This window comes from Streptomyces muensis, from assembly GCF_021474425.1.
Lineage (GTDB): Bacteria > Actinomycetota > Actinomycetes > Streptomycetales > Streptomycetaceae > Streptomyces > Streptomyces muensis.
In genome coordinates this window covers 1-17688 of sequence record NZ_JAKEIP010000175.1, presented here as the reverse complement: position 1 = coordinate 17688, position 17688 = coordinate 1, and the positions used below count along the sequence as shown (strand labels likewise).

15 protein-coding genes and 1 pseudogene are annotated in these 17688 nt (G+C 71.3%); 2 read left to right on the top strand and 14 right to left on the bottom strand.

The window, feature by feature from the left end; all coding sequences use genetic code 11:
- Positions 1–384: 384 nt before the first annotated feature.
- The 13 genes and pseudogenes from pstB to mshD all read right to left on the bottom strand — a co-directional run bounded on the left by pstB (position 385) and on the right by mshD (position 13686).
- On the bottom strand, positions 385–1161 hold the full coding sequence (gene pstB / locus L0P92_RS30675; RefSeq protein ID WP_234766306.1) for a phosphate ABC transporter ATP-binding protein PstB: 777 nt from the start codon (positions 1159–1161) through the stop codon (positions 385–387).
- Positions 1162–1205: 44 nt separating this feature from the next.
- Entirely contained in the window at positions 1206–2267 is a 1062-nt protein-coding gene (pstA, locus tag L0P92_RS30670; RefSeq protein WP_234766305.1) for a phosphate ABC transporter permease PstA, read from the bottom strand.
- On the bottom strand, positions 2264–3265 hold the full coding sequence (gene pstC / locus L0P92_RS30665; protein ID WP_234766304.1) for a phosphate ABC transporter permease subunit PstC: 1002 nt from the start codon (positions 3263–3265) through the stop codon (positions 2264–2266). The genes pstA and pstC overlap by 4 nt, the downstream gene beginning before the upstream one ends.
- Before the next feature lie 106 nt (positions 3266–3371).
- Positions 3372–4493: a phosphate ABC transporter substrate-binding protein PstS gene (gene pstS, locus L0P92_RS30660; protein WP_234766303.1), complete on the bottom strand. Its 1122-nt coding sequence runs from the start codon at positions 4491–4493 to the stop codon at positions 3372–3374.
- 297 nt (positions 4494–4790) lie between these two features.
- A complete protein-coding gene (locus tag L0P92_RS30655; protein ID WP_234766302.1) occupies positions 4791–5213 on the bottom strand; it encodes an NUDIX hydrolase in 423 nt (140 codons plus the stop codon).
- 43 nt (positions 5214–5256) lie between these two features.
- Positions 5257–6291, bottom strand: a complete 1035-nt coding sequence (locus L0P92_RS45795; protein ID WP_372497355.1) for a CHAD domain-containing protein — start codon at positions 6289–6291, stop codon at positions 5257–5259.
- A 114-nt stretch (positions 6292–6405) separates the two neighbouring features.
- Positions 6406–6927: pseudogene (locus tag L0P92_RS45875) on the bottom strand (CHAD domain-containing protein); the annotation flags it as partial.
- Positions 6908–9337: an RNA degradosome polyphosphate kinase gene (locus L0P92_RS30645; protein ID WP_234766301.1), complete on the bottom strand. Its 2430-nt coding sequence runs from the start codon at positions 9335–9337 to the stop codon at positions 6908–6910. The gene L0P92_RS30645 and the pseudogene L0P92_RS45875, both read right to left, overlap by 20 nt.
- A gap of 148 nt (positions 9338–9485) precedes the next feature.
- The gene (locus L0P92_RS30640) at positions 9486–10370 is read right to left on the bottom strand and encodes an ABC-2 membrane transporter-related protein (RefSeq protein ID WP_234766300.1); all 885 of its coding nucleotides are present in this window, start codon (positions 10368–10370) and stop codon (positions 9486–9488) included.
- Positions 10367–11371 carry an ABC-2 membrane transporter-related protein gene (locus L0P92_RS30635; protein ID WP_234766299.1) on the bottom strand — a complete coding sequence of 335 codons (1005 nt, stop codon included), beginning with the start codon at positions 11369–11371 and terminating at the stop codon, positions 10367–10369. The genes L0P92_RS30640 and L0P92_RS30635 overlap by 4 nt, the downstream gene beginning before the upstream one ends.
- Positions 11368–12255 carry an ABC transporter ATP-binding protein gene (locus L0P92_RS30630; protein ID WP_234766298.1) on the bottom strand — a complete coding sequence of 296 codons (888 nt, stop codon included), beginning with the start codon at positions 12253–12255 and terminating at the stop codon, positions 11368–11370. The genes L0P92_RS30635 and L0P92_RS30630 overlap by 4 nt, the downstream gene beginning before the upstream one ends.
- Positions 12252–12638, bottom strand: coding sequence for a GntR family transcriptional regulator (locus tag L0P92_RS30625; RefSeq protein ID WP_234766297.1), 387 nt, complete (start codon positions 12636–12638; stop codon positions 12252–12254). The genes L0P92_RS30630 and L0P92_RS30625 overlap by 4 nt, the downstream gene beginning before the upstream one ends.
- Positions 12639–12759: 121 nt before the next feature.
- Positions 12760–13686: a mycothiol synthase gene (gene mshD, locus L0P92_RS30620; RefSeq protein ID WP_234766296.1), complete on the bottom strand. Its 927-nt coding sequence runs from the start codon at positions 13684–13686 to the stop codon at positions 12760–12762.
- Between the two features lie 145 nt (positions 13687–13831).
- Here mshD and L0P92_RS30615 point away from each other — a divergent pair, with 145 nt between their 5' ends.
- Together L0P92_RS30615 and L0P92_RS30610 are read left to right on the top strand one after the other, a co-directional pair.
- Positions 13832–15646: a bifunctional metallophosphatase/5'-nucleotidase gene (locus tag L0P92_RS30615; protein WP_234766295.1), complete on the top strand. Its 1815-nt coding sequence runs from the start codon at positions 13832–13834 to the stop codon at positions 15644–15646.
- Positions 15647–15739: 93 nt separating this feature from the next.
- The gene (locus L0P92_RS30610) at positions 15740–16984 is read left to right on the top strand and encodes an LmeA family phospholipid-binding protein (RefSeq protein ID WP_234766294.1); all 1245 of its coding nucleotides are present in this window, start codon (positions 15740–15742) and stop codon (positions 16982–16984) included.
- 89 nt (positions 16985–17073) lie between these two features.
- Here the strand turns inward: L0P92_RS30610 and L0P92_RS30605 are convergent.
- Positions 17074–17688, bottom strand: a 615-nt coding sequence (locus tag L0P92_RS30605) for a carbonic anhydrase (protein WP_234766293.1), incomplete at its 5' end; no start/stop codon positions are given.

Sequence of the window (17688 nt, the reverse complement as noted above, 5' to 3'; positions counted from 1 at the left end):
AAGGGGCTGCCGCCCCCTGGACCCCCGCTATCGGCCCTCCGGGCCTCGTCCTCGAACGCCGGACGGGCTTGATATGCCGCGTGCCGCGGCCGGGTCGGTTCGGTTGAAGGGTGCGGGGCTGCTTCGCCGCTGAGGGGCGCGGGGAACTGCGCGATCAGCCCCCACCGGCCGTCGATCGCGCCGCCGGCATCAGCCCGCCCTGCGGGGGCGGGATTGGGCTGTGGTCCCATCGGGCCGCGGTCGCACACCGCACCGCGCCCACCCGGTCACCAGCCGTACCGCGTCGTCGGGCGGACAGCAGACGGGCCCGCCCCCCGGGAGCCAGGGGGCGGGCCCTTTATCTGCCTCGCGGTGGCACCGCCATGCAGCACCGCGAGGGGTCTGTCAGCCGAAGCGGCCGGAGATGTAGTCCTCCGTGGCCTGGACCGACGGGTTGGAGAAGATGCGCTCCGTGTCGTCGATCTCGATCAGCTTGCCGGGCTGGCCGACGGCGGCGAGGTTGAAGAAGGCCGTGCGGTCGGAGACACGCGCCGCCTGCTGCATGTTGTGCGTCACGATGACGATCGTGAAGCGTTCCTTCAGCTCGCCGATCAGGTCCTCGATGGCGAGGGTGGAGATCGGGTCCAGGGCGGAGCAGGGCTCGTCCATCAGCAGGACGTTCGGTTCCACCGCGATTGCCCTCGCGATGCAGAGGCGCTGCTGCTGGCCGCCGGAGAGGCCGGAGCCGGGCTTGTTCAGGCGGTCCTTGACCTCGTTCCAGAGGTTCGCGCCCTTGAGGGACTTCTCGACGATGTCCTGGAGCTCGCTCTTCTTGTAGTTGCCGTTCAGGCGCAGGCCCGCCGCCACGTTGTCGAAGATCGACATCGTGGGGAAGGGGTTCGGGCGCTGGAAGACCATCCCCACCTCGCGGCGGACCGACACCGGGTCGATGCCGGCGCCGTACAGGTCCTCGTCGTCCAGGAGGACCTTGCCCTCGACCCGGCCGCCGGACGTCACCTCGTGCATGCGGTTCAGCGTGCGCAGGAACGTCGACTTGCCGCAGCCGGACGGGCCGATGAAGGCCGTCACCGAGCGCGGCTCGACCGTCATCGAGATGTCCTCGATCGCCTTGTGGGAGCCGTAGTAGGCGGTGAGCCCGCTCACGTCGATTCGCTTGGCCATGTCTCTACTTCACTTCCGGATCAGTCGGTCGCTGTATGGCCGCGTCAGCGACCGGTCTTCGGGGCCTTCCAGCGGGCGATCCCGCGGGCCACCATGTTGAGGATCATCACGAAGGCGATCAGCGTGAGAGATGCCGCCCAGGCGCGGTCGTACGCCGGGGTCTCCCCGGAACCGTACTGCTGGTAGATGTACAGCGGCAGCGACGCCTGCGCGCCCTCGAAGGGGTTGGCGTTGATGAACTTGCTGCCGAACACCAGCAGCAGCACGGGCGCGGTCTCACCGGCGATACGGGCGATGGCCAGCATGATGCCGGTGGTGATGCCGCCGATCGAGGTCGGCAGGACCACCTTCAGGATGGTGCGCCACTTGGGCACGCCGAGCGCCAGGGAGGCCTCGCGCAGCTCGTTCGGGACGAGCTTGAGCATCTCCTCCGTGGAGCGGACGACGACCGGCATCATCAGGATCGCCAGGGCCAGCGAGCCGGCGAAGCCGAAGGGCTGCATGTCGAACATCAGCATGAGGCTGAGGATGAACAGGCCCGCGACGATCGACGGGATACCGGTCATGACGTCGACGAAGAAGGTGACGGCCCGGGCGAGGCTGCCCCGCCCGTACTCCACCAGGTAGATCGCGGTGAGCACGCCGATCGGCGCGGCGATCAGCGTGGCGAGTCCGACCTGCTCCAGCGTGCCGAGGATGGCGTGGTAGATGCCGCCGCCCGTCTCCGAGTCGGCGACCACGCCCATCGAGTGGCTCAGGAAGTAGCCGTCGAGGACCTTCACACCGCGCTGGACGGTCGACCACACCAGCGAGGCCAGCGGCACCACGGCGAGCAGGAACGCGACCCACACCAGTGCGGTGACGACACGGTCCTTGGCCTGGCGGCGGTTCTCGACGCGGGCGGCGATGACGTACGTACCGAGGATGTACAGGATCGCGGCGATCAGCGCCCACTGGATGTCGCTGTGCAGGCCGGCGGCGGCGCTGATGCCGAGGCCGAGGGCGACGGATCCGGCGGCGATGGTCCACGGAGCCCACTTGGGCAGTTGGCCGCCGCGCAGGGAATTGGGGCGGCGCTTGTCGGTGAGGGTGGGTGCGGTGCTCATGCGTTGGCCCCCGAGTACTCCTTGCGGCGGGCGATGATCGCGCGGGCCGCGCCGTTGACCAGCAGGGTGATGACGAACAGGACCAGACCGGAGGCGATCAGCGCGTCACGGCCGAACTCGGTGGCCTCGCCGAACTTGCTGGCGATGTTCTGGGCGAAGGTACCGCCGCCCGGGTCGAGCAGGCTGGCGTAGATCTTGAAGTCGGGGGAGAGCACGGTGGCGACGGCCATCGTCTCGCCGAGGGCGCGGCCGAGGCCGAGCATCGAGGCGGAGATCACGCCGGAGCGGCCGAAGGGGAGGACCGCCATGCGGATCACTTCCCAGCGGGTGGCGCCGAGCGCCAGGGCCGCCTCCTCGTGCATCTGCGGGACCTGGCGGAAGACCTCGCGGCTCACGTTGGTGATGATCGGCAGGATCATGATCGCGAGCAGGATGCCCACGGTGAGCATGGAGCGAGCGGCACCGCCCTGCCAGGAGAAGATGCCGGTCCAGCCGAGATAGTCGTTCAGCCAGCCGAACAGGCCGTTCAGGTGCGGTACGAGGATCAGGGCGCCCCACAGGCCGTAGACGATGGACGGCACGGCGGCGAGCAGGTCGATCACATAGGCGATGGGCCCGCGCAGCCGGCGGGGGGCGTAGTGCGTGAGGAACAGCGCGATGGAGACCGCGACCGGGACCGCGATGACCATGGCGATGATCGAGGAGACGACCGTGCCGTAGGCCAGGACCGCGATGCCGAAGACCGGGGGATTGGCACCGGTGTTCCACTCGAACGTGGTCAGGAAGTTGCCGTCGTCCTTGCTGATGGCGAGCACGGCGCGGTAGGTGAGGAAGCCCGCGATGGCGGCCATGATCACCAGCAGCAGAATGCCCGAACCACGGGAGAGACCGAGGAAGATCCGGTCGCCGGGCCGGGTGGCCCCACGGGTCGCGCGCTTCTGCTCGGCCGAGGACGGCTGGATGGGGGGAGGTGCGTCAGCAATCTGTGTTGTGTCCATCGGGTTTCTCCGGTCTGCGGAGCCGCACATGCTGTGCGGCTCCTGGCGGCGGTGCACCGGACGGTGCGGTCCGGGCCCGCGAGGGGGACCGGACCGCACTCTCAGGTCAGCTCAGGCTGTCGACGGTCGTGCGGACCTTGCTGATGATGGCTTCGGGCATGGGCGCGTAGTCGTTCTCGGCGAGGATCTTCTGGCCGTCCTCCGAGGCCGCGTAGCGCAGGAACGCCTTGACGGCGGGCAGGGTGTCGGCCTTGTTGCCCTTGTCGCAGACGATCTCGTACGTCACCAGGACCATCGGGTAGGCGCCGTCGGCCTTGGTCGCGTAGTTCAGCTCAAGGGCGAGGTCCTTGCCGGTGCCGACGACCTTGGCGTCCGCGATGGCCTTGGTGGCGTTGTCGACGTTCGCCTCGACCGGGGCGGCTGCGCCGGTGTCGATGGCGACGGTCTTGATGCCGTCCTTGGCGTACGACAGCTCGAAGTAGCCGATCGCGCCGGCGGTCTGCTTGACCTGCGCGGCGACGCCGGAGGACTGCGGAGCGGACTGGCCGCCCTTGGCCTGCCAGGCCTTGCCGCCCTCGTAGGGGAAGTCCTTCTTGGCGGTGGCGATCAGGTACTTGGTGAAGTTGTCCGTGGTGCCGGACTCGTCCGAGCGGTGGAACGCCTGGATCTTGAGGTTGGGCAGCTTCGCGTCGGGGTTCAGCTTCGCGATGGCCGGGTCGTTCCAGTTGGTGATCTTGCTGTCGAAGATCTTGGCGATCGTCGAGGCGTCCAGGACGAGCTTGTCGACACCCGGGACGTTGTAGCCGACGGCGATCGGGCCGCCGACCATCGGCAGGTCGATGCCCTGGCCGCCGGAGCAGATCTTCTTGGAGGCCTCGACCTCTTCGGGCTTCAGCGCCGAGTCCGAACCGGCCCAGGGCACCTGGCCCTGCGTGAACGCGGTGACACCGGCACCGGAACCGCCGGCCTTGTAGTTGATCTCGACCTTGCAGGCGGCGGAGAACTGCTTCACCCACGCGTCGACGGCGTTCTTCTGCGCGGAGGAGCCGTCGGCGAGTACCTGGCCCGAGGCGTCGTCGCACTTGATGTTGCTGGCGCCGGTGCTGGCGGCGGTGTCGCCGCCGGTGTTGCCGGTTTCGTCGGAGCCGCACGCCGTGAGGGCCAGGGCGCCGGAGACGGCGATGGCGCCGAGAGCGAGAGCCCGCCGGTTCTTGCGCTGAAGCTTCACTTGAGGGAGTTCCTTCCGGGAGCCGCCGTCCTGAATTCGGCGGCGTGCGAAGAATGGGCGATGCCGGCGCGTCCCGTCGGGCGCGGTCCGTCATCGTGCAAGGCCGAAATTAGGCAGAACAGGTGAAGCCGCCGAAGGGCGTAAATGAACGAGGGGTGAACCCCTGGGGACGGTGCGGTGAGGTCACGGAACGCTTACGTCGAGGACACGGGTACATCCCGAGACTTTGTGCGGATCGGTGCGGATCGGTGCGGATCGGCGTGGGCGGGGGCGGATCAGCGTGGGCCCGGCCAGGTCCTAGGCCAGGCGCAGTGACTCCAGGAGGGCGTCCACGAGGGAGCGGTCCCTGGGCTGGGTCAGACGGTTGCGGGCGGCCGTGGGGGAGAGCCACAGCAGGCGGTCCACCTCGGTGCCCGGGGTGAACGTGCCGGGGCCCGCCTCGGCCGCCCAGTAGCGGACCTCCTTGGGGCGGCCGTTGGCCAGATAGCGCAGGGTCGGCAGTCGGGCGCCGGGCCGGGCGGAGTGTCCCGTCTCCTCCGCGACCTCGCGCAGCGCCCCGGCCAGGTGGTCCTCGTCGCGTTTCAGCTTGCCCTTCGGATGGGACCAGTCGTCGTATTTCGGCCGGTGGACGAGGCATATCTCCAGCTCACCGTCTACCGGCGAACGGCGCCACAGGACGCAGCCGGCCGCCTGGACGGTGAGGTCGTTCGCGTGCGTCACCGGGGGTGCCTCCTTCTGCGGGGGTGGGCCTGGTCCGGGGTGCCTACGGCGTCCCCACCGTCTGCCGCTGCCAGCACTGCTGGAACGCGAACCGTGCCGCCTCCACCTCGTGCCGCTGGTCGGCGTGCAGCACGCCGAGGGCGTACGCCGTGGCCGGGGCGATGCGCGGGGTGCGGGCCGCCTGGGCGGCGGCCGCCGCCGCCTCGGAGGCGTCGCGGTGCCGGTTGAGGGACTGGCCTGCGGCCAGCAGCCGTACGTCCACCGGGTCCGTGTCGCCGTGCAGGACCTCGCGGGCGTAGCGGTGCAGGCGCAGCAGCAGGCGGACCTGGTGCCAGGGCGCGTCCTGCGGGTGCGGGGCCGGGTCCGGGGAGAGGCCGTGGATCAGGGCCTCCGCGTTGTAGGGGTGGCCGGCGGTCACCAGCGGCAGCGCCGTCACCGCGTCGGTGAGCCGTTCCTCGGCGGCGGCCGCGAGGGGGTGCAGGTCGGTGGTGGCCGCGGCGGCGGTGAGGGGGACCTCGCTGGCGAGTACGGCGATGCTGTCGGCGACCGCGTGGAAGCGGCTGCTTCCCAGGGCCTGGAGGGCACTGGAGTGGGCCCGGGTCCGGGCGAGGGTGAGCTGCCGATCGAGCAGGGCACCTGCTTTGGCGGCGCCCACTGTGAGGTTGCCGCGGTCCGGGGTGGCCGCCGGGTGGGTCGTGGAGCCGGCGCTGCCGGGTGCCGCTCTCTTTGGGACGGGCGCCGACCCAGCGGCACGACTGCCCGCAGCTAGGTCGGGCCGGCTGCCCGCGGCTGTGGTGGCGCGGCTGCTCGCGCCTGCGTTGGGGCGGTTGCCCGCGGCGACATCGGCACGGTTGCCCGCCGCCACGTCGATACGGTCACCCGTGGCTCGGCCGGCGCGGTCGCCCGCAGCGCCGTCGGCGCGGTTGGCTGCGGCCGCGTCGATCCGGCTGCTCGCGGCCGCGCCGGTGCGGCCGCCCGCTGCTGCGTTGGCACGCCTCCTTGCCGCTGCATCGGTGCGGCCGTCGGCAGCGGCGTTGGCACGGTTCCCCGCCGCGGTGTCGGCACCGACGCCCGGCATTGCGTCGTCACGGGCTCCCGCAGCTGTGTCGGGACGGCCGCCCGCTGCCGGGTTGGCACGGCCTCCTGCCCCGGCGTCGGCACGACCCCTCGCCGCGGCGTCACCACGGTGGCCCGCCCCCGCGTCGGCACGACTGCCCGTCACGTCGGCGTTGTGGTCCCCGGACGGCGCGGAGTTGCCGCTCGCGCGCGGCAGGTCGTTGCGACCCCCGGCGGTCACCCCCGCCGAACCACCCCCAGCGCTCGTGCCCAGCGCGTCGGGTGTCGGCATCTGGGTCGGTAGGGGTGTCGCGCCCGACAGCCGGTGCAAGGCCAGGAGCAGGCGTTCCAGGCGGGCCGCGTAGGCGTGTTCCAGGGCCAGGGTGCCGGAGAGCCAGGCCAGTTCGGGGCGGATGGATTCCGACCAGTCGGGGTCCAGCAGGGGGCGGAACGTGTGCAGGCTGGCGCTGATGCGGCGGGCCGAGCGGCGTAGGGCTCGGGCCGCGTCGACGGACTCCTCCGTGCCGCCGCCGGTCTCCCGGTGCAGGCGCAGGGCGCGGAGGAACTCCGTGGCCTGGGCGCGCAGGTAGCCCGCGAGGGCGTCCCCGGTCACCGCCCCGGCCGTGGGGTCCGTCGGATCAAGGTGTTGCTGTGCCACGCCGGCGCCTCCGGGCGTCTATGAGCATCTCCTGGACGTTGCGCAAGGGCTGGCCCTCCGTGTCCGTCGCATGCCGGGTCCACTCGCCGTCCGGGCCGAGGTGCCAGGACGCGGTGGTGTCGGACATACCGGTCTCCAGGAGCCGGTTCAGCGCGGCGCGGTGGGCCGGGTCGGTGACCCTGACCAGGGCTTCGATACGGCGGTCGAGGTTGCGGTGCATCATGTCGGCGCTGCCGAACCACACCTCGGGCTCGCCGCCGTTGCCGAAGGCGAAGACCCGGGAGTGTTCGAGGAAGCGGCCGAGGACCGAGCGGACGCGGATGTTCTCCGACAGTCCGGCCACGCCCGGGCGGATCGCGCAGATGCCGCGGACCCAGATGTCGACCGGCACGCCCGCCTGGGACGCGCCGTAGCAGGCGTCGATGATCGCCTCGTCGACCATGGAGTTGACCTTGATGCGGACATAGGCCGGACGCCCGGCACGGTGGTGCTGGGCCTCCTTGTTGATCCGCGAGACCAGGCCGTCGCGCAGGGACTTGGGGGCCACCAGGAGGCGGCGGTACGTCTCCCGGCGGGAGTAGCCGGACAGGCGGTTGAACAGGTCGGACAGGTCCGCGCCCACCTGCGGGTCGGCCGTCAGCAGGCCCAGGTCCTCGTACAGCCGCGCCGTCTTCGGGTGGTAGTTGCCGGTGCCGACGTGGCTGTAGCGCCGTAGCGTCTCGCCCTCCTGGCGGACGACGAGGGACAGCTTGCAGTGGGTCTTGAGGCCGACGAGGCCGTACACGACATGGCAGCCGGCCTCCTCCAGCTTGCGCGCCCACTTGATGTTGGCGTGCTCGTCGAAGCGGGCCTTGATCTCGACCAGCACCAGGACCTGCTTGCCGGCCTCGGCGGCGTCGATGAGCGCGTTGACTATGGGGGAGTCGCCGGAGGTCCGGTACAGGGTCTGCTTGATCGCGAGGACGTCCGGGTCGTCGGCCGCCTGCTCCAGGAACGCCTGCACGGAGGTGGAGAAGGAGTCGTACGGGTGGTGGAGCAGGACGTCGCGGTTGCGGAGCGCGGCGAAGATATCCGGCGCGGACGCCGACTCCACCTCGGCGAGGTCCCGGTGCGTGCCCGCCACGAACTTCGGGTACTTCAGCTCGGGACGGTCGATGGAAGCGATGCGGAAGAGGCCCGTGAGGTCCAGGGGGCCGGTCAGCGGGTAGACCTCGGCCTCGCTGATCTTCAGCTCGCGCACCAGCAGGTCCAGGACCTCCTGGTTGATGTTCTCCTCGACCTCCAGGCGCACCGGCGGGCCGAAGCGGCGCCGCATGAGCTCCTTCTCCAGGGCCTGGAGCAGGTTCTCGGCGTCGTCCTCCTCGACCTCCAGGTCCTCGTTGCGGGTGACCCGGAAGGCGTGGTGCTCCAGCACCTCCATGCCCGGGAACAGCTCCTCCAGGTGGGCCGCGATGACGTCCTCGAGGGGGACGAAGCGGCCGGGGGAGGCCTCCAGGAAGCGGGAGAGCAGCGGCGGCACCTTGACCCGGGCGAAGTGCGGGGTGCCGGTGACGGGGTTCCGTACGCGGACGGCCAGGTTCAGGGAGAGCCCGGAGATGTACGGGAAGGGGTGCGCCGGGTCGACCGCGAGCGGGGTCAGCACCGGGAAGATCTGGTGGCGGAACAGGGTGAAGAGGCGGGCCTGCTCCTTCTCCGTCAGCTCGTTCCAGCGGACCAGGTGGATGCCCTCCTCCGCGAGGGCGGGGGCGACGTCCTCGTGGTAGCAGGCGGCGTGCCGGGCCATCAGCTCGCGGGAGCGGGCCCAGATCATCTCCAGGACCTCGCGCGGCTGCAGGCCGGACGCGGACCGGGTGGCGACCCCGGTGGCGATACGGCGCTTCAGACCGGCCACGCGGACCATGAAGAACTCGTCCAGGTTGCTGGCGAAGATCGCCAGGAAGTTGGCCCGTTCGAGGAGCGGGGTGTTCGGGTCCTCGGCGAGTTCGAGGACCCGCTCGTTGAACGCGAGCCAGCTGCGCTCCCGGTCCAGGAACCGGCCCTGGGGCAGCTGGACGCCGTCGACGGGTGACTCCTCGTAGGCGTCGAGGTCGGCGTCGATGTCGGGTTCCAGGTCGGAGACCAAGCCCGACGACACCGTGTGCGGACGGTGTGCCGCTATGGAGCCCACGGAGGGCTGCGCGTTTGAATTAGACCCGTGGCCCGCAGGGCCTCCACCAAGGGCGGTGGTGGGAGACGGGTGGGCCTGTGCCTGGGTGTTGGAGGACTGGCTCATGTGCCCATTCTTCCGCGTTGCGAGCATTACGGGCGCGTCGGAAGCGGCGGGCGGGAGCGTGATCGGGAGGCGTCGGGCGTCCCCGTTCCCCGCGGTCCCCTCGGGAGGCGGCGAAGGCTCTGGCACGGCGGGCGTCATTGACCGAGCGTCGCAAGCCCGTCTGAACCAACGGTTACGGAGACATGGCGTATGGGATAGCGGGGGGCGGCTCGCGGGCGTCCACGTGACGGTGCGTCGGTCCGGCCCGTACGTCCCTCCCCCCGTGGAGGGGCGTACGGGCGGGTTCTCAGGGGGTGCGGCGGCGCAGCACCGCGAAGGCGGCGAGGGTCGCCGCTGCGGCGATGGCGAGGACGATGCCGGTCTCGACGTACTGGAGCGGCCAGAAGTGGGACCGGGGATGGTACGTCGCCCGGGTGAGGCTGTCGTTCCAGCCCATCTGCCAGGCCGAGCGGGGCAGCTCGAAGCCGCCCGCCTCGGCACGGGTGACGGTGGGCCAGAGGGTCTCGCGGTTGCGTTCCAGCAGGTTGTAGAGGAGGAGCGCGGCCGCGAAGCCGACACCGGCGGCGGGCAGGGCCCGGCGCAGCAGCAGCCCGGCGAGGGCGCCGAGGGCGAGGCCGGCGAGGGGGTAGACGACGGCGGTCGGGCCGGTGCCGAGGAAGACGTCCGGGTAGTACCAGTCCCCGACCAGGTTGGGGTCGTCGTCCTGTCGTGCCCACAGGCCGAGCAGGGTGACCGTGCCGGTGGCGGCGGTGAGCAGGACGGCCGGGACGGCGAGCCTGGCCGCCAGCCAGCGGGCCGGGGTGACCGACTGGGTCCAGGCCAGCCGTGCGGTGCCGTTCTCCAGTTCCCGCCCGACGAGGGCGCCGCCCGCCCAGGCGGCCACGGGGAAGATCGCGTAGGTCAGGGCCGTGGTGACCAGGGCGATGCCCTGGGTGTAGGTGTCGTCGACGGTGATCGCCTCGACCGAGGAGCAGGACGGGTAGCCGTCGTGGGCGGGCTCGGCGCACGGGACGTTGCCCCGGCGGGCGTCGTCCGCGATGGCGTACATCCAGACCAGGCAGACCGTGGCGGCGGTCAGTGCGAGGCCCCAGAAGATCAGGGCCGTGCGGTGCACCCGCAGCGTGGCCCAGATGAGGCCCCTCGGCCCGCGCGGGGCGCGGACGCCGGTCATACGGCGGCTCCGGTACGGCGGTTCAGCAGCCGGAAGGCGACCAGGACCGTCAGGGCGGCGACGGCGAGGACGATGCCGGTCTCCACCAGCTGGAGCGGCCAGAAGTGGGAGGAGGGGTGGTAGTCGCGGTAGAAGCCGACGATGTCGTGCTCGGCGAGGCACTTGGTGTTGTCCACGCAGATGGGGTCCGCGACCCGGGCGCCGGTGGAGGTGAGGGCGCCCTCGTCGACGACCATGCCGATGTACGCGGGGTACTCGTGCTTGTTCGTGAGCGTCTCCAGCGGCCACAGGTAGGGGCGCACGGTGCCGAGCACGGTCGTCAGGAGCGCGAGGACGACGACCGCCAGGCCGAGCGCGGGCAGGGCGCGGCGCTGGAGCAGGGCAGCGAGGACGCCGACGGCGAGGCCGAGCAGGGCGTAGGAGGTGGCGAGGGTGCCGTTGGCCTCGAAGGTGGTGCCCTGGTACCAGCTCCGTGAGCCCATCGCGGCCCGCAGCGGACCGTCCGTCGACCACAGCAGCCGGTGCAGCAGGGTCAGGAGGAGCATGCCGGTGGTGAGCAGGGCGGCCGGGACGGCGAGCTTGGCGGCCAGCCAGCGGGCCGGCGAGACGGACTGCGTCCACGCCAACTGGGCCGTACCGCTCTCCAGTTCACGCCCGATGAGCGCGCCGCCGGCCCAGGCGGCGGTGAGGAACGGTGCCAGGCCGAGGATTCCGGCGCCGACGCCGACGAACGTGTCGTACCTGGTGTAGGCGGGCCCGATGAGGTCGCAGCCCAGGTCGGGCGGCGTCGTCGAGCCGCACCCCGCCTTGTGGTACTCGGCCCAGGCGGCGTCCGCGCCCGGACCGTACGCCCACAGCAGCGCTCCCGCGCCGACGGCCACCAGCAGCAGCCAGAACCACAGCGCCCAGCGGTGCAGCCGCAGCATCGCCCAGAGCAGTCCGCGCGGCCCCCGGGAGGACGTGACGGCGGCGGGCGTGTCGAGGGTCGTCACGGCGGTCATACGGCGGCCTCCCGCACGTCGTCGAGGCGCAGGGCCGGGGCTTCGGGGGCGCGCAGGTGGGCCAGGACCAGCTCCTCCAGGGTCGGGGCGGTGGCCTGCCAGGACGGGCCGAGGGGGCCCTCGGGCCGTACGAGCGCGGTGGTCTGGCGTCCGGTCGTACGGGACTCGACGACGGTGTGCGGGTCCAGCGAGGCGTCGGCCCGGCCGGTGACGAGGCGGTGCGCGGCGAGCAGGTCGTCCAGCGGGCCGGAGAGGCGGACGCGGCCGGCGCCGAGCAGCAGAAGGTGGTCGCAGGCGCCGTCCAGTTCGGCCACGACGTGCGAGGACATGACAACCGTGGTGCCGTGTTCGGCCGCGTCGGCCATGAGCGTGGCCATCAGCTGGTGCCGGGCCAGCGGGTCGAGGTCGGCCATCGGCTCGTCCAGGAGGAGCAGTTCGGGGCGCTTGCCGAGGGCGAGCGCGAGGGCGACGCGGGTGCGCTGGCCGCCGGAGAGCGTGCGGATCCTCGCGCCGGCTTCGAGCTCGCCCTCGGCGACGATCCGCTCGGCGACCTGGTCGTCCCAGCGGCCGGGGTTCAGCTCACGGCCGTAGCGCAGGGTGTCGGCGACGGTGAGCTGGGGGTGCAGGGGCTTGTCCTGGGCGACGTACGCGAGCCGTTCGCGGACCGCGGCCGGGGCGGCGCCGAGGACGGTGATCGTGCCGTCGGTGGGGCGCAGCAGTCCGGCGGCGAGGGAGAGCAGCGTGGACTTGCCGGCGCCGTTCGGGCCGACGACGGCGCACACGCTGCCCGTCAGGAGCCGGAAGGAGCAGTCGTCCAGGGCCTGCTTGCGCCGTCGCCCGAACCCCTTGCCGAGCGCGGCCGCCTCGATGGCGGTCTCGGTCATGACTCGTCCCCCTTGAAGTGCGTGTCCAGTACTGCGGTGAAGAGCGCGTCCACGTCGTCGTGGTCCAGCCCGGCCTCGCGGGCGCGCACGGCCCAGGCCTCCAACTCGGTGCGCAGGGGCGACTCGGCGGGCGCGGTGTTCAGCCCGCGCCGCACGAACGTCCCGAGGCCCCGGCGTGCCTCGACCAGGCCCTCGCGTTCCAGTTCGCGGTAGGCCTTGAGGACCGTGTTGGGGTTGATGGCGGTCGCCTCGACCACCTCACGGGCCGTGGGCAGCTTGTCGCCGGGCTCCAACAGGCCCAGGCGCAGGGCCTGTTTGGTCTGCTGGACGATCTGCACGTAGGTGGCGACGCCGGAGCGCCGGTCGATGCGGTAGTCGACCATTCCGTTCCACCACCCTTTCACTAATTGAGTAGTGAAAGGGTGGTGGAAAGAAAGGGGCGGCGTCAAGGTCACCGCCCCTTACGGGAGTTATGTCAGGTTTCTACGCCCGGATTCGCGGGTCTCAGGTCTCCGTGCGGTACATCAGGTCCGTCTCGTACGTCGTGAACCCGAGCCGCTCGTACACCGACACCGCCGCCTTGTTGTCCGCGTCGACGTAGAGCATCGCCGTCGGCAGCCCCTGCGCGGCCAGATGCCGCAGCCCGATGGTCGTCAGGGCCTTGCCCAGGCCGCCGCCCTGCGACCCCGGGCGCACGCCGAGGACGTACACCTCGCCGAGCCCCTCCTCCGCGTGGACCTTCGTCCAGTGGAAGCCGACCAGCTCGCCGGCCCGTTCCGCCAGGAAGAAGCCGGCCGGGTCGAACCAGGGCTCGGCCTTGCGGTCGTCCAGGTCGCGCTGGGTGAGGGAGCCCTGTTCGGGGTGGTGGGCGAAGGCGGCGGCGTTCACCGCGAGCCAGGCCGCGTCGTCCTGGCCGGGCACGAAGGAGCGGACCGTCACGCCCTCGGGGAGCACCGGGTCCGGCAGCGACAGGTCCGCCAACGGGCGGCGCATCTGGCGCAGTTCGCGGAACAGGGTGAGGCCGAGTACCTGGGAGAGATGGCGGGCCGCGGCATGGCCGCCGTGGGCCCACACCCGCAGCCGCTTGCCGGACGCGGCGAGAAGGGCCGAGCCCAGCGCACGGCCGTGTCCGTGGCCGCGGTGCGCGGGGTGCACGACCAGCTCGGCGGCCGGGGCCTCCACCGGGTCGGTGTCCTCCAGCTGGGCGTAGCCGACCAGTTCGCCGGCGACGGTCAGCAGCAGATGCGACACGCCCTCGCGTGCCCCTCCGCGCAGCTGGAGCCGCCCCTGTTCGGACACCGCCTGCTGCCCGTCGCTCCGGACGGCCTCCGCGAGCAGCTCCAGTACGGCCTCGGTCTGCTCCGGGGTGAGCGCGGCGTGGGTCTCGATGGAACGGGTCGGGAGGGGGTGTGCGGTGTCGTCGCTGGTCATGCGTACGAGGGTAAGGGGCGCCTTCGGCAAAGTCCCGGCACAGAAGCAATCAAGGTGTAACCGGGAACCCCCTGTCGCGCTACGCGCGTTGACTCTAGGCTGCCGCCCGACGGGGCCATGTCACTCACGACTCACAGGGGGGCGGATGTCAGCCACATCCCACCAGCAGCACCGCAGACGCCGTACGTACGCGCTCGTCGCCACCGCCGCCGGACTCGCCACCGTCGGCGCGCTGGCCGCGGCGCTTCCCGCGACCGCGACGCCGGAGAGCTCGGGCAAGGGCGGCCACGGTCACCACTTCACCCGGTACCAGGACGTGCAGCTGCTGTCCTTCAACGACCTGCACGGCAACCTGGAGCCGCCGTCCGGTTCCTCCGGCCGGGTCACCGAAGTGCAGCCGGACGGCACGACGAAGACCATCGACGCGGGCGGCGTCGAGTACCTCGCCACGCATCTGCGCCAGGCCCGGGAGGGCAACAAGTACTCCATCACCGCGGCCGGCGGCGACATGGTCGGCGCCTCCCCGCTGATCTCGGGTCTCTTCCACGACGAGCCCACCATCGAGGCGCTGAACAAGCTCGACCTGGACGTGACGAGCGTCGGCAACCACGAGTTCGACGAGGGCGCCAGGGAACTGGCCCGCCTGCAGAAGGGCGGCTGCCACCCGACGGCCGGCTGTTATGTCGAGGGCGAGAAGTTCCAGGGCGCCGACTTCCCCTATCTCGCGGCGAACGTCCTCGACGAGAAGTCCGGCAAGCCGATCCTCAAGCCCTACTGGGTGTGGAAGAAGAAGGACGTCAAGGTCGGCTTCATCGGCGTGACCCTGGAGGACACTCCGGGTGTCGTCTCCGCCGAGGGCGTCAAGGGCCTGAAGTTCAAGGACGAGGTCGAGACGATCAACAAGTACGCCAAGGTGCTCCAGCGCCAGGGCGTGAAGTCGATCGTCGCGCTCATCCACGAGGGCGGCTTCCCGGCCTCGGGGTCGTACAACTACGACTGTGACTCCCCGGGCGCCGGCAGCGGCGTCTCCGGCCCGATCGTCGACATCGCCAAGAACATCACGCCGTCCGTGGACGCCCTGGTCACCGGGCACACCCACAACGCGTACGTCTGCACGATCCCGGACCCGGCGGGCAAGCCCCGCATGGTGACGTCGGCCGCGTCCTTCGGCCGGCTCTACACCGACACCACGCTGACGTACGACCGCTTCACCGGCGACATCGCGCGTACGGCCGTGAAGTCCGCGAACCACGTGGTCACCCGGGACGTCCCGAAGGCACCCGACATGACGGCGCTGATCGACAAGTGGAACACCCTCGCGGCGCCCATCGGCAACCGCGCCATCGGTTACATATCCGCGGATATCAGCAATGCCGGGACGGAGTCGCCGATCGGCGACCTGATCGCCGACGCGCAGCTCGCGCACGGCAAGGAGCTGGACCCGGAGACCGACCTCGCGCTGATGAACCCCGGCGGCATCCGGGCGCCGCTCACGTACGCGGCCAAGGGCAGTGAGGGCGACGGTGTGGTGACCTACGCCGAGGGCTTCACGGTGCAGCCGTTCTCCAACACGGTGAACCTCCAGGACTTCACCGGCGCGCAGCTGGTCCAGGTGCTCAAGGAGCAGGTGAGCGGCACGAACGCGGCCTCGCCGAAGGTCCTGCAGATCTCGTCCGGTCTGACGTACACGCTGGACCTGACGAAGTCCGGCGCCGACCGGGTGGTGACGGACTCGATCAAGCTGAACGGCGCGGCGATCGACCCGGCGGCCACCTACCGTGTCGCCACGAACAGCTTCCTCGCGGGCGGCGGCGACGGCTTCCCGACGCTGGGCCAGGGCACGAACGACCTGGTCGGCTCGGACGACCTGACGGCGCTGGAGAAGTACCTGACGGCCAACTCCTCGGCCGGCAGCCCGATCACGCCGCCGGCGGCGAACCGGATCACGGTCGTGAAGTAGTTCAACGCAGTAATTTGTGAACCGGCGTGAACTAGATCGCAAACCCCCGGTAGAGGTTGCGGGTGGGGGGTGTGCGCATGGTCGGATGGGCCGATGCGTTCCCCCCACCACATAACGACGCATCCCTATACAAATCCTTACGAGGAGCTCGGCAGACTGGACGACGGTCCGATGGGCGACAGCCCGCTGGACGAGTTCCTTCACGAGGACATACGGGAAGAGCCGGACGAGCAGGACGGTGCGGAGGCCCAGGACGATCCCTGGGCCCCGCCCAACCACCGCCGTAACGGCCGTCGCCGGCGCCGAGGCCGTTTCTCGGGGCTGCCGTTCGCGATGAAGGTCGTGGTCGGCATCCTCGTCCTCGCCGCGTTCCTCACCCTCGCCGACCGCTGGGCCCTCCTCTACGCCGAGCGCAGAGCGGCGGACACCCTCAAGGACCGTCTGCATCTGGCGGCCGCCCCCGAAGTCCAGATCGACGGCTTCCCCTTCCTCACCCAGCTCGCCGACGAGCGGCTGGACTCGGTGAAGGTGACGGTCCCCGACGTGGCCGCCGACCGGGTCTCGCTGGCCCAGGTGACGGCGACGGCGAGGGACGTACGACTGGACACCGACGGCCCGGCATCGGTGCGCGGCGCCGACGTCCCCCATCTGGAGGGCGACGTCCTGCTCTCCTTCGCCGACCTGAACCGTGAACTCGGCGCGTCCCAGGTGACGTTCACCGGTGAGGGCCGCGACCGGGTCCGGGCGCGCGGCACCTTGCCGGTCGCCGGGCACGACCTCAGTCTGCGTGCCGAGGCCCGGATCGTGCGCAACGGCGACCGTGGCATCGCCACCCACATCGGCGGCATGCGTCTGGACATCGGCGACCTGGCCACGTACCGCCCCGGCGCCCGCGCCTCGGAGGGCCTGCACCTGAGCCGGAAGTCGGCGGACCGCCTCGCCCACGAGACCCGCAAGGCGAGGGCGCTGCTGTCGATCCCGTCGGTGGTACGGCGCCTGGGCGTGCCCGACTCCCTCGTCCGCGAGGCCCTGCGCAACGAGTCCAAGCTGACCGAGCTGACCGGCACCCCGCGCTTCGTCCACCAGGCGATGCGGCTGAACCTCATCGACCTGGCCCTCGACCACCCCCGGCTCCTGGGGCTCCTCGGCTTCGACCCCGCTCTCCTCGACGCCCTGCCCCGCCTCACCCGCCCGGTCCTCGCCGACCAGCTGTCCCTGGGCTTCCGCCTGCCGGAACCGCCGAGCGGGCAGGTGCGGTTGCGGGACGTGCGGGTGGAGGAGGACGGGATCAGGGTGCGGCTGGAGGGGGCGGGGCTGGCGATCGGCGGCTCCCGCTGAATCGCCGGTGACGCACACGTCCGACTCCCCCGGCATGCTCGGCTTCCACTGACGCCGGGCATGCCGGGGACAGTCTGCGCTCAAGGGCGTCAGTAGACCCGCTGGACCCGCTGAGTGGTCAGGTCGTACCGCGCGCCCACGACGGCCAGCTTGCCGGCGTCGACCTTCGCGGCGAGGTCGGGCTCCGCGGCGAGGCGGGCGCGGACGGCGCGTACGTTGGCGTCGATGGTGGAGGCGATACGGGCGTCGCCCTCCTTGGCGTGGTCGATGTTCGGGGCTATCTGGTCGGCTATGTACTGGATGTGGGCGGGCAGCCGCTCGCCGGACTCGTCCGACTCGACGGCGGCCTTCACGGCACCGCAGGACTGGTGGCCCAGGACCATGACCAGGGGGATGTCCAGTTCGAGCACGCCGTAGGCGACGCTGCCGAGGACGGCCTCGTCCAGGACCTCGCCGGCCGAGCGCACGGTCATCAGGTCGCCGAGCCCCTGGTCGAAGACCAGCTCCGGCGGGACCCGGGAGTCGATGCAGCCGAGCACGACGGCGAACGGGTGCTGGCCCGTCGTCAGGGCCTGTCGCACGGCGGGCGACTCGTCGGGGTGCCGCTCACGGAACGTACGCCAGCGGCGGTTGCCCGCGGCGAGCTCGCGCAGGGCCTCCTCGGGCGTACCGGGACGGTGCCGCGAGGGGGCGGTGGGGGTGGC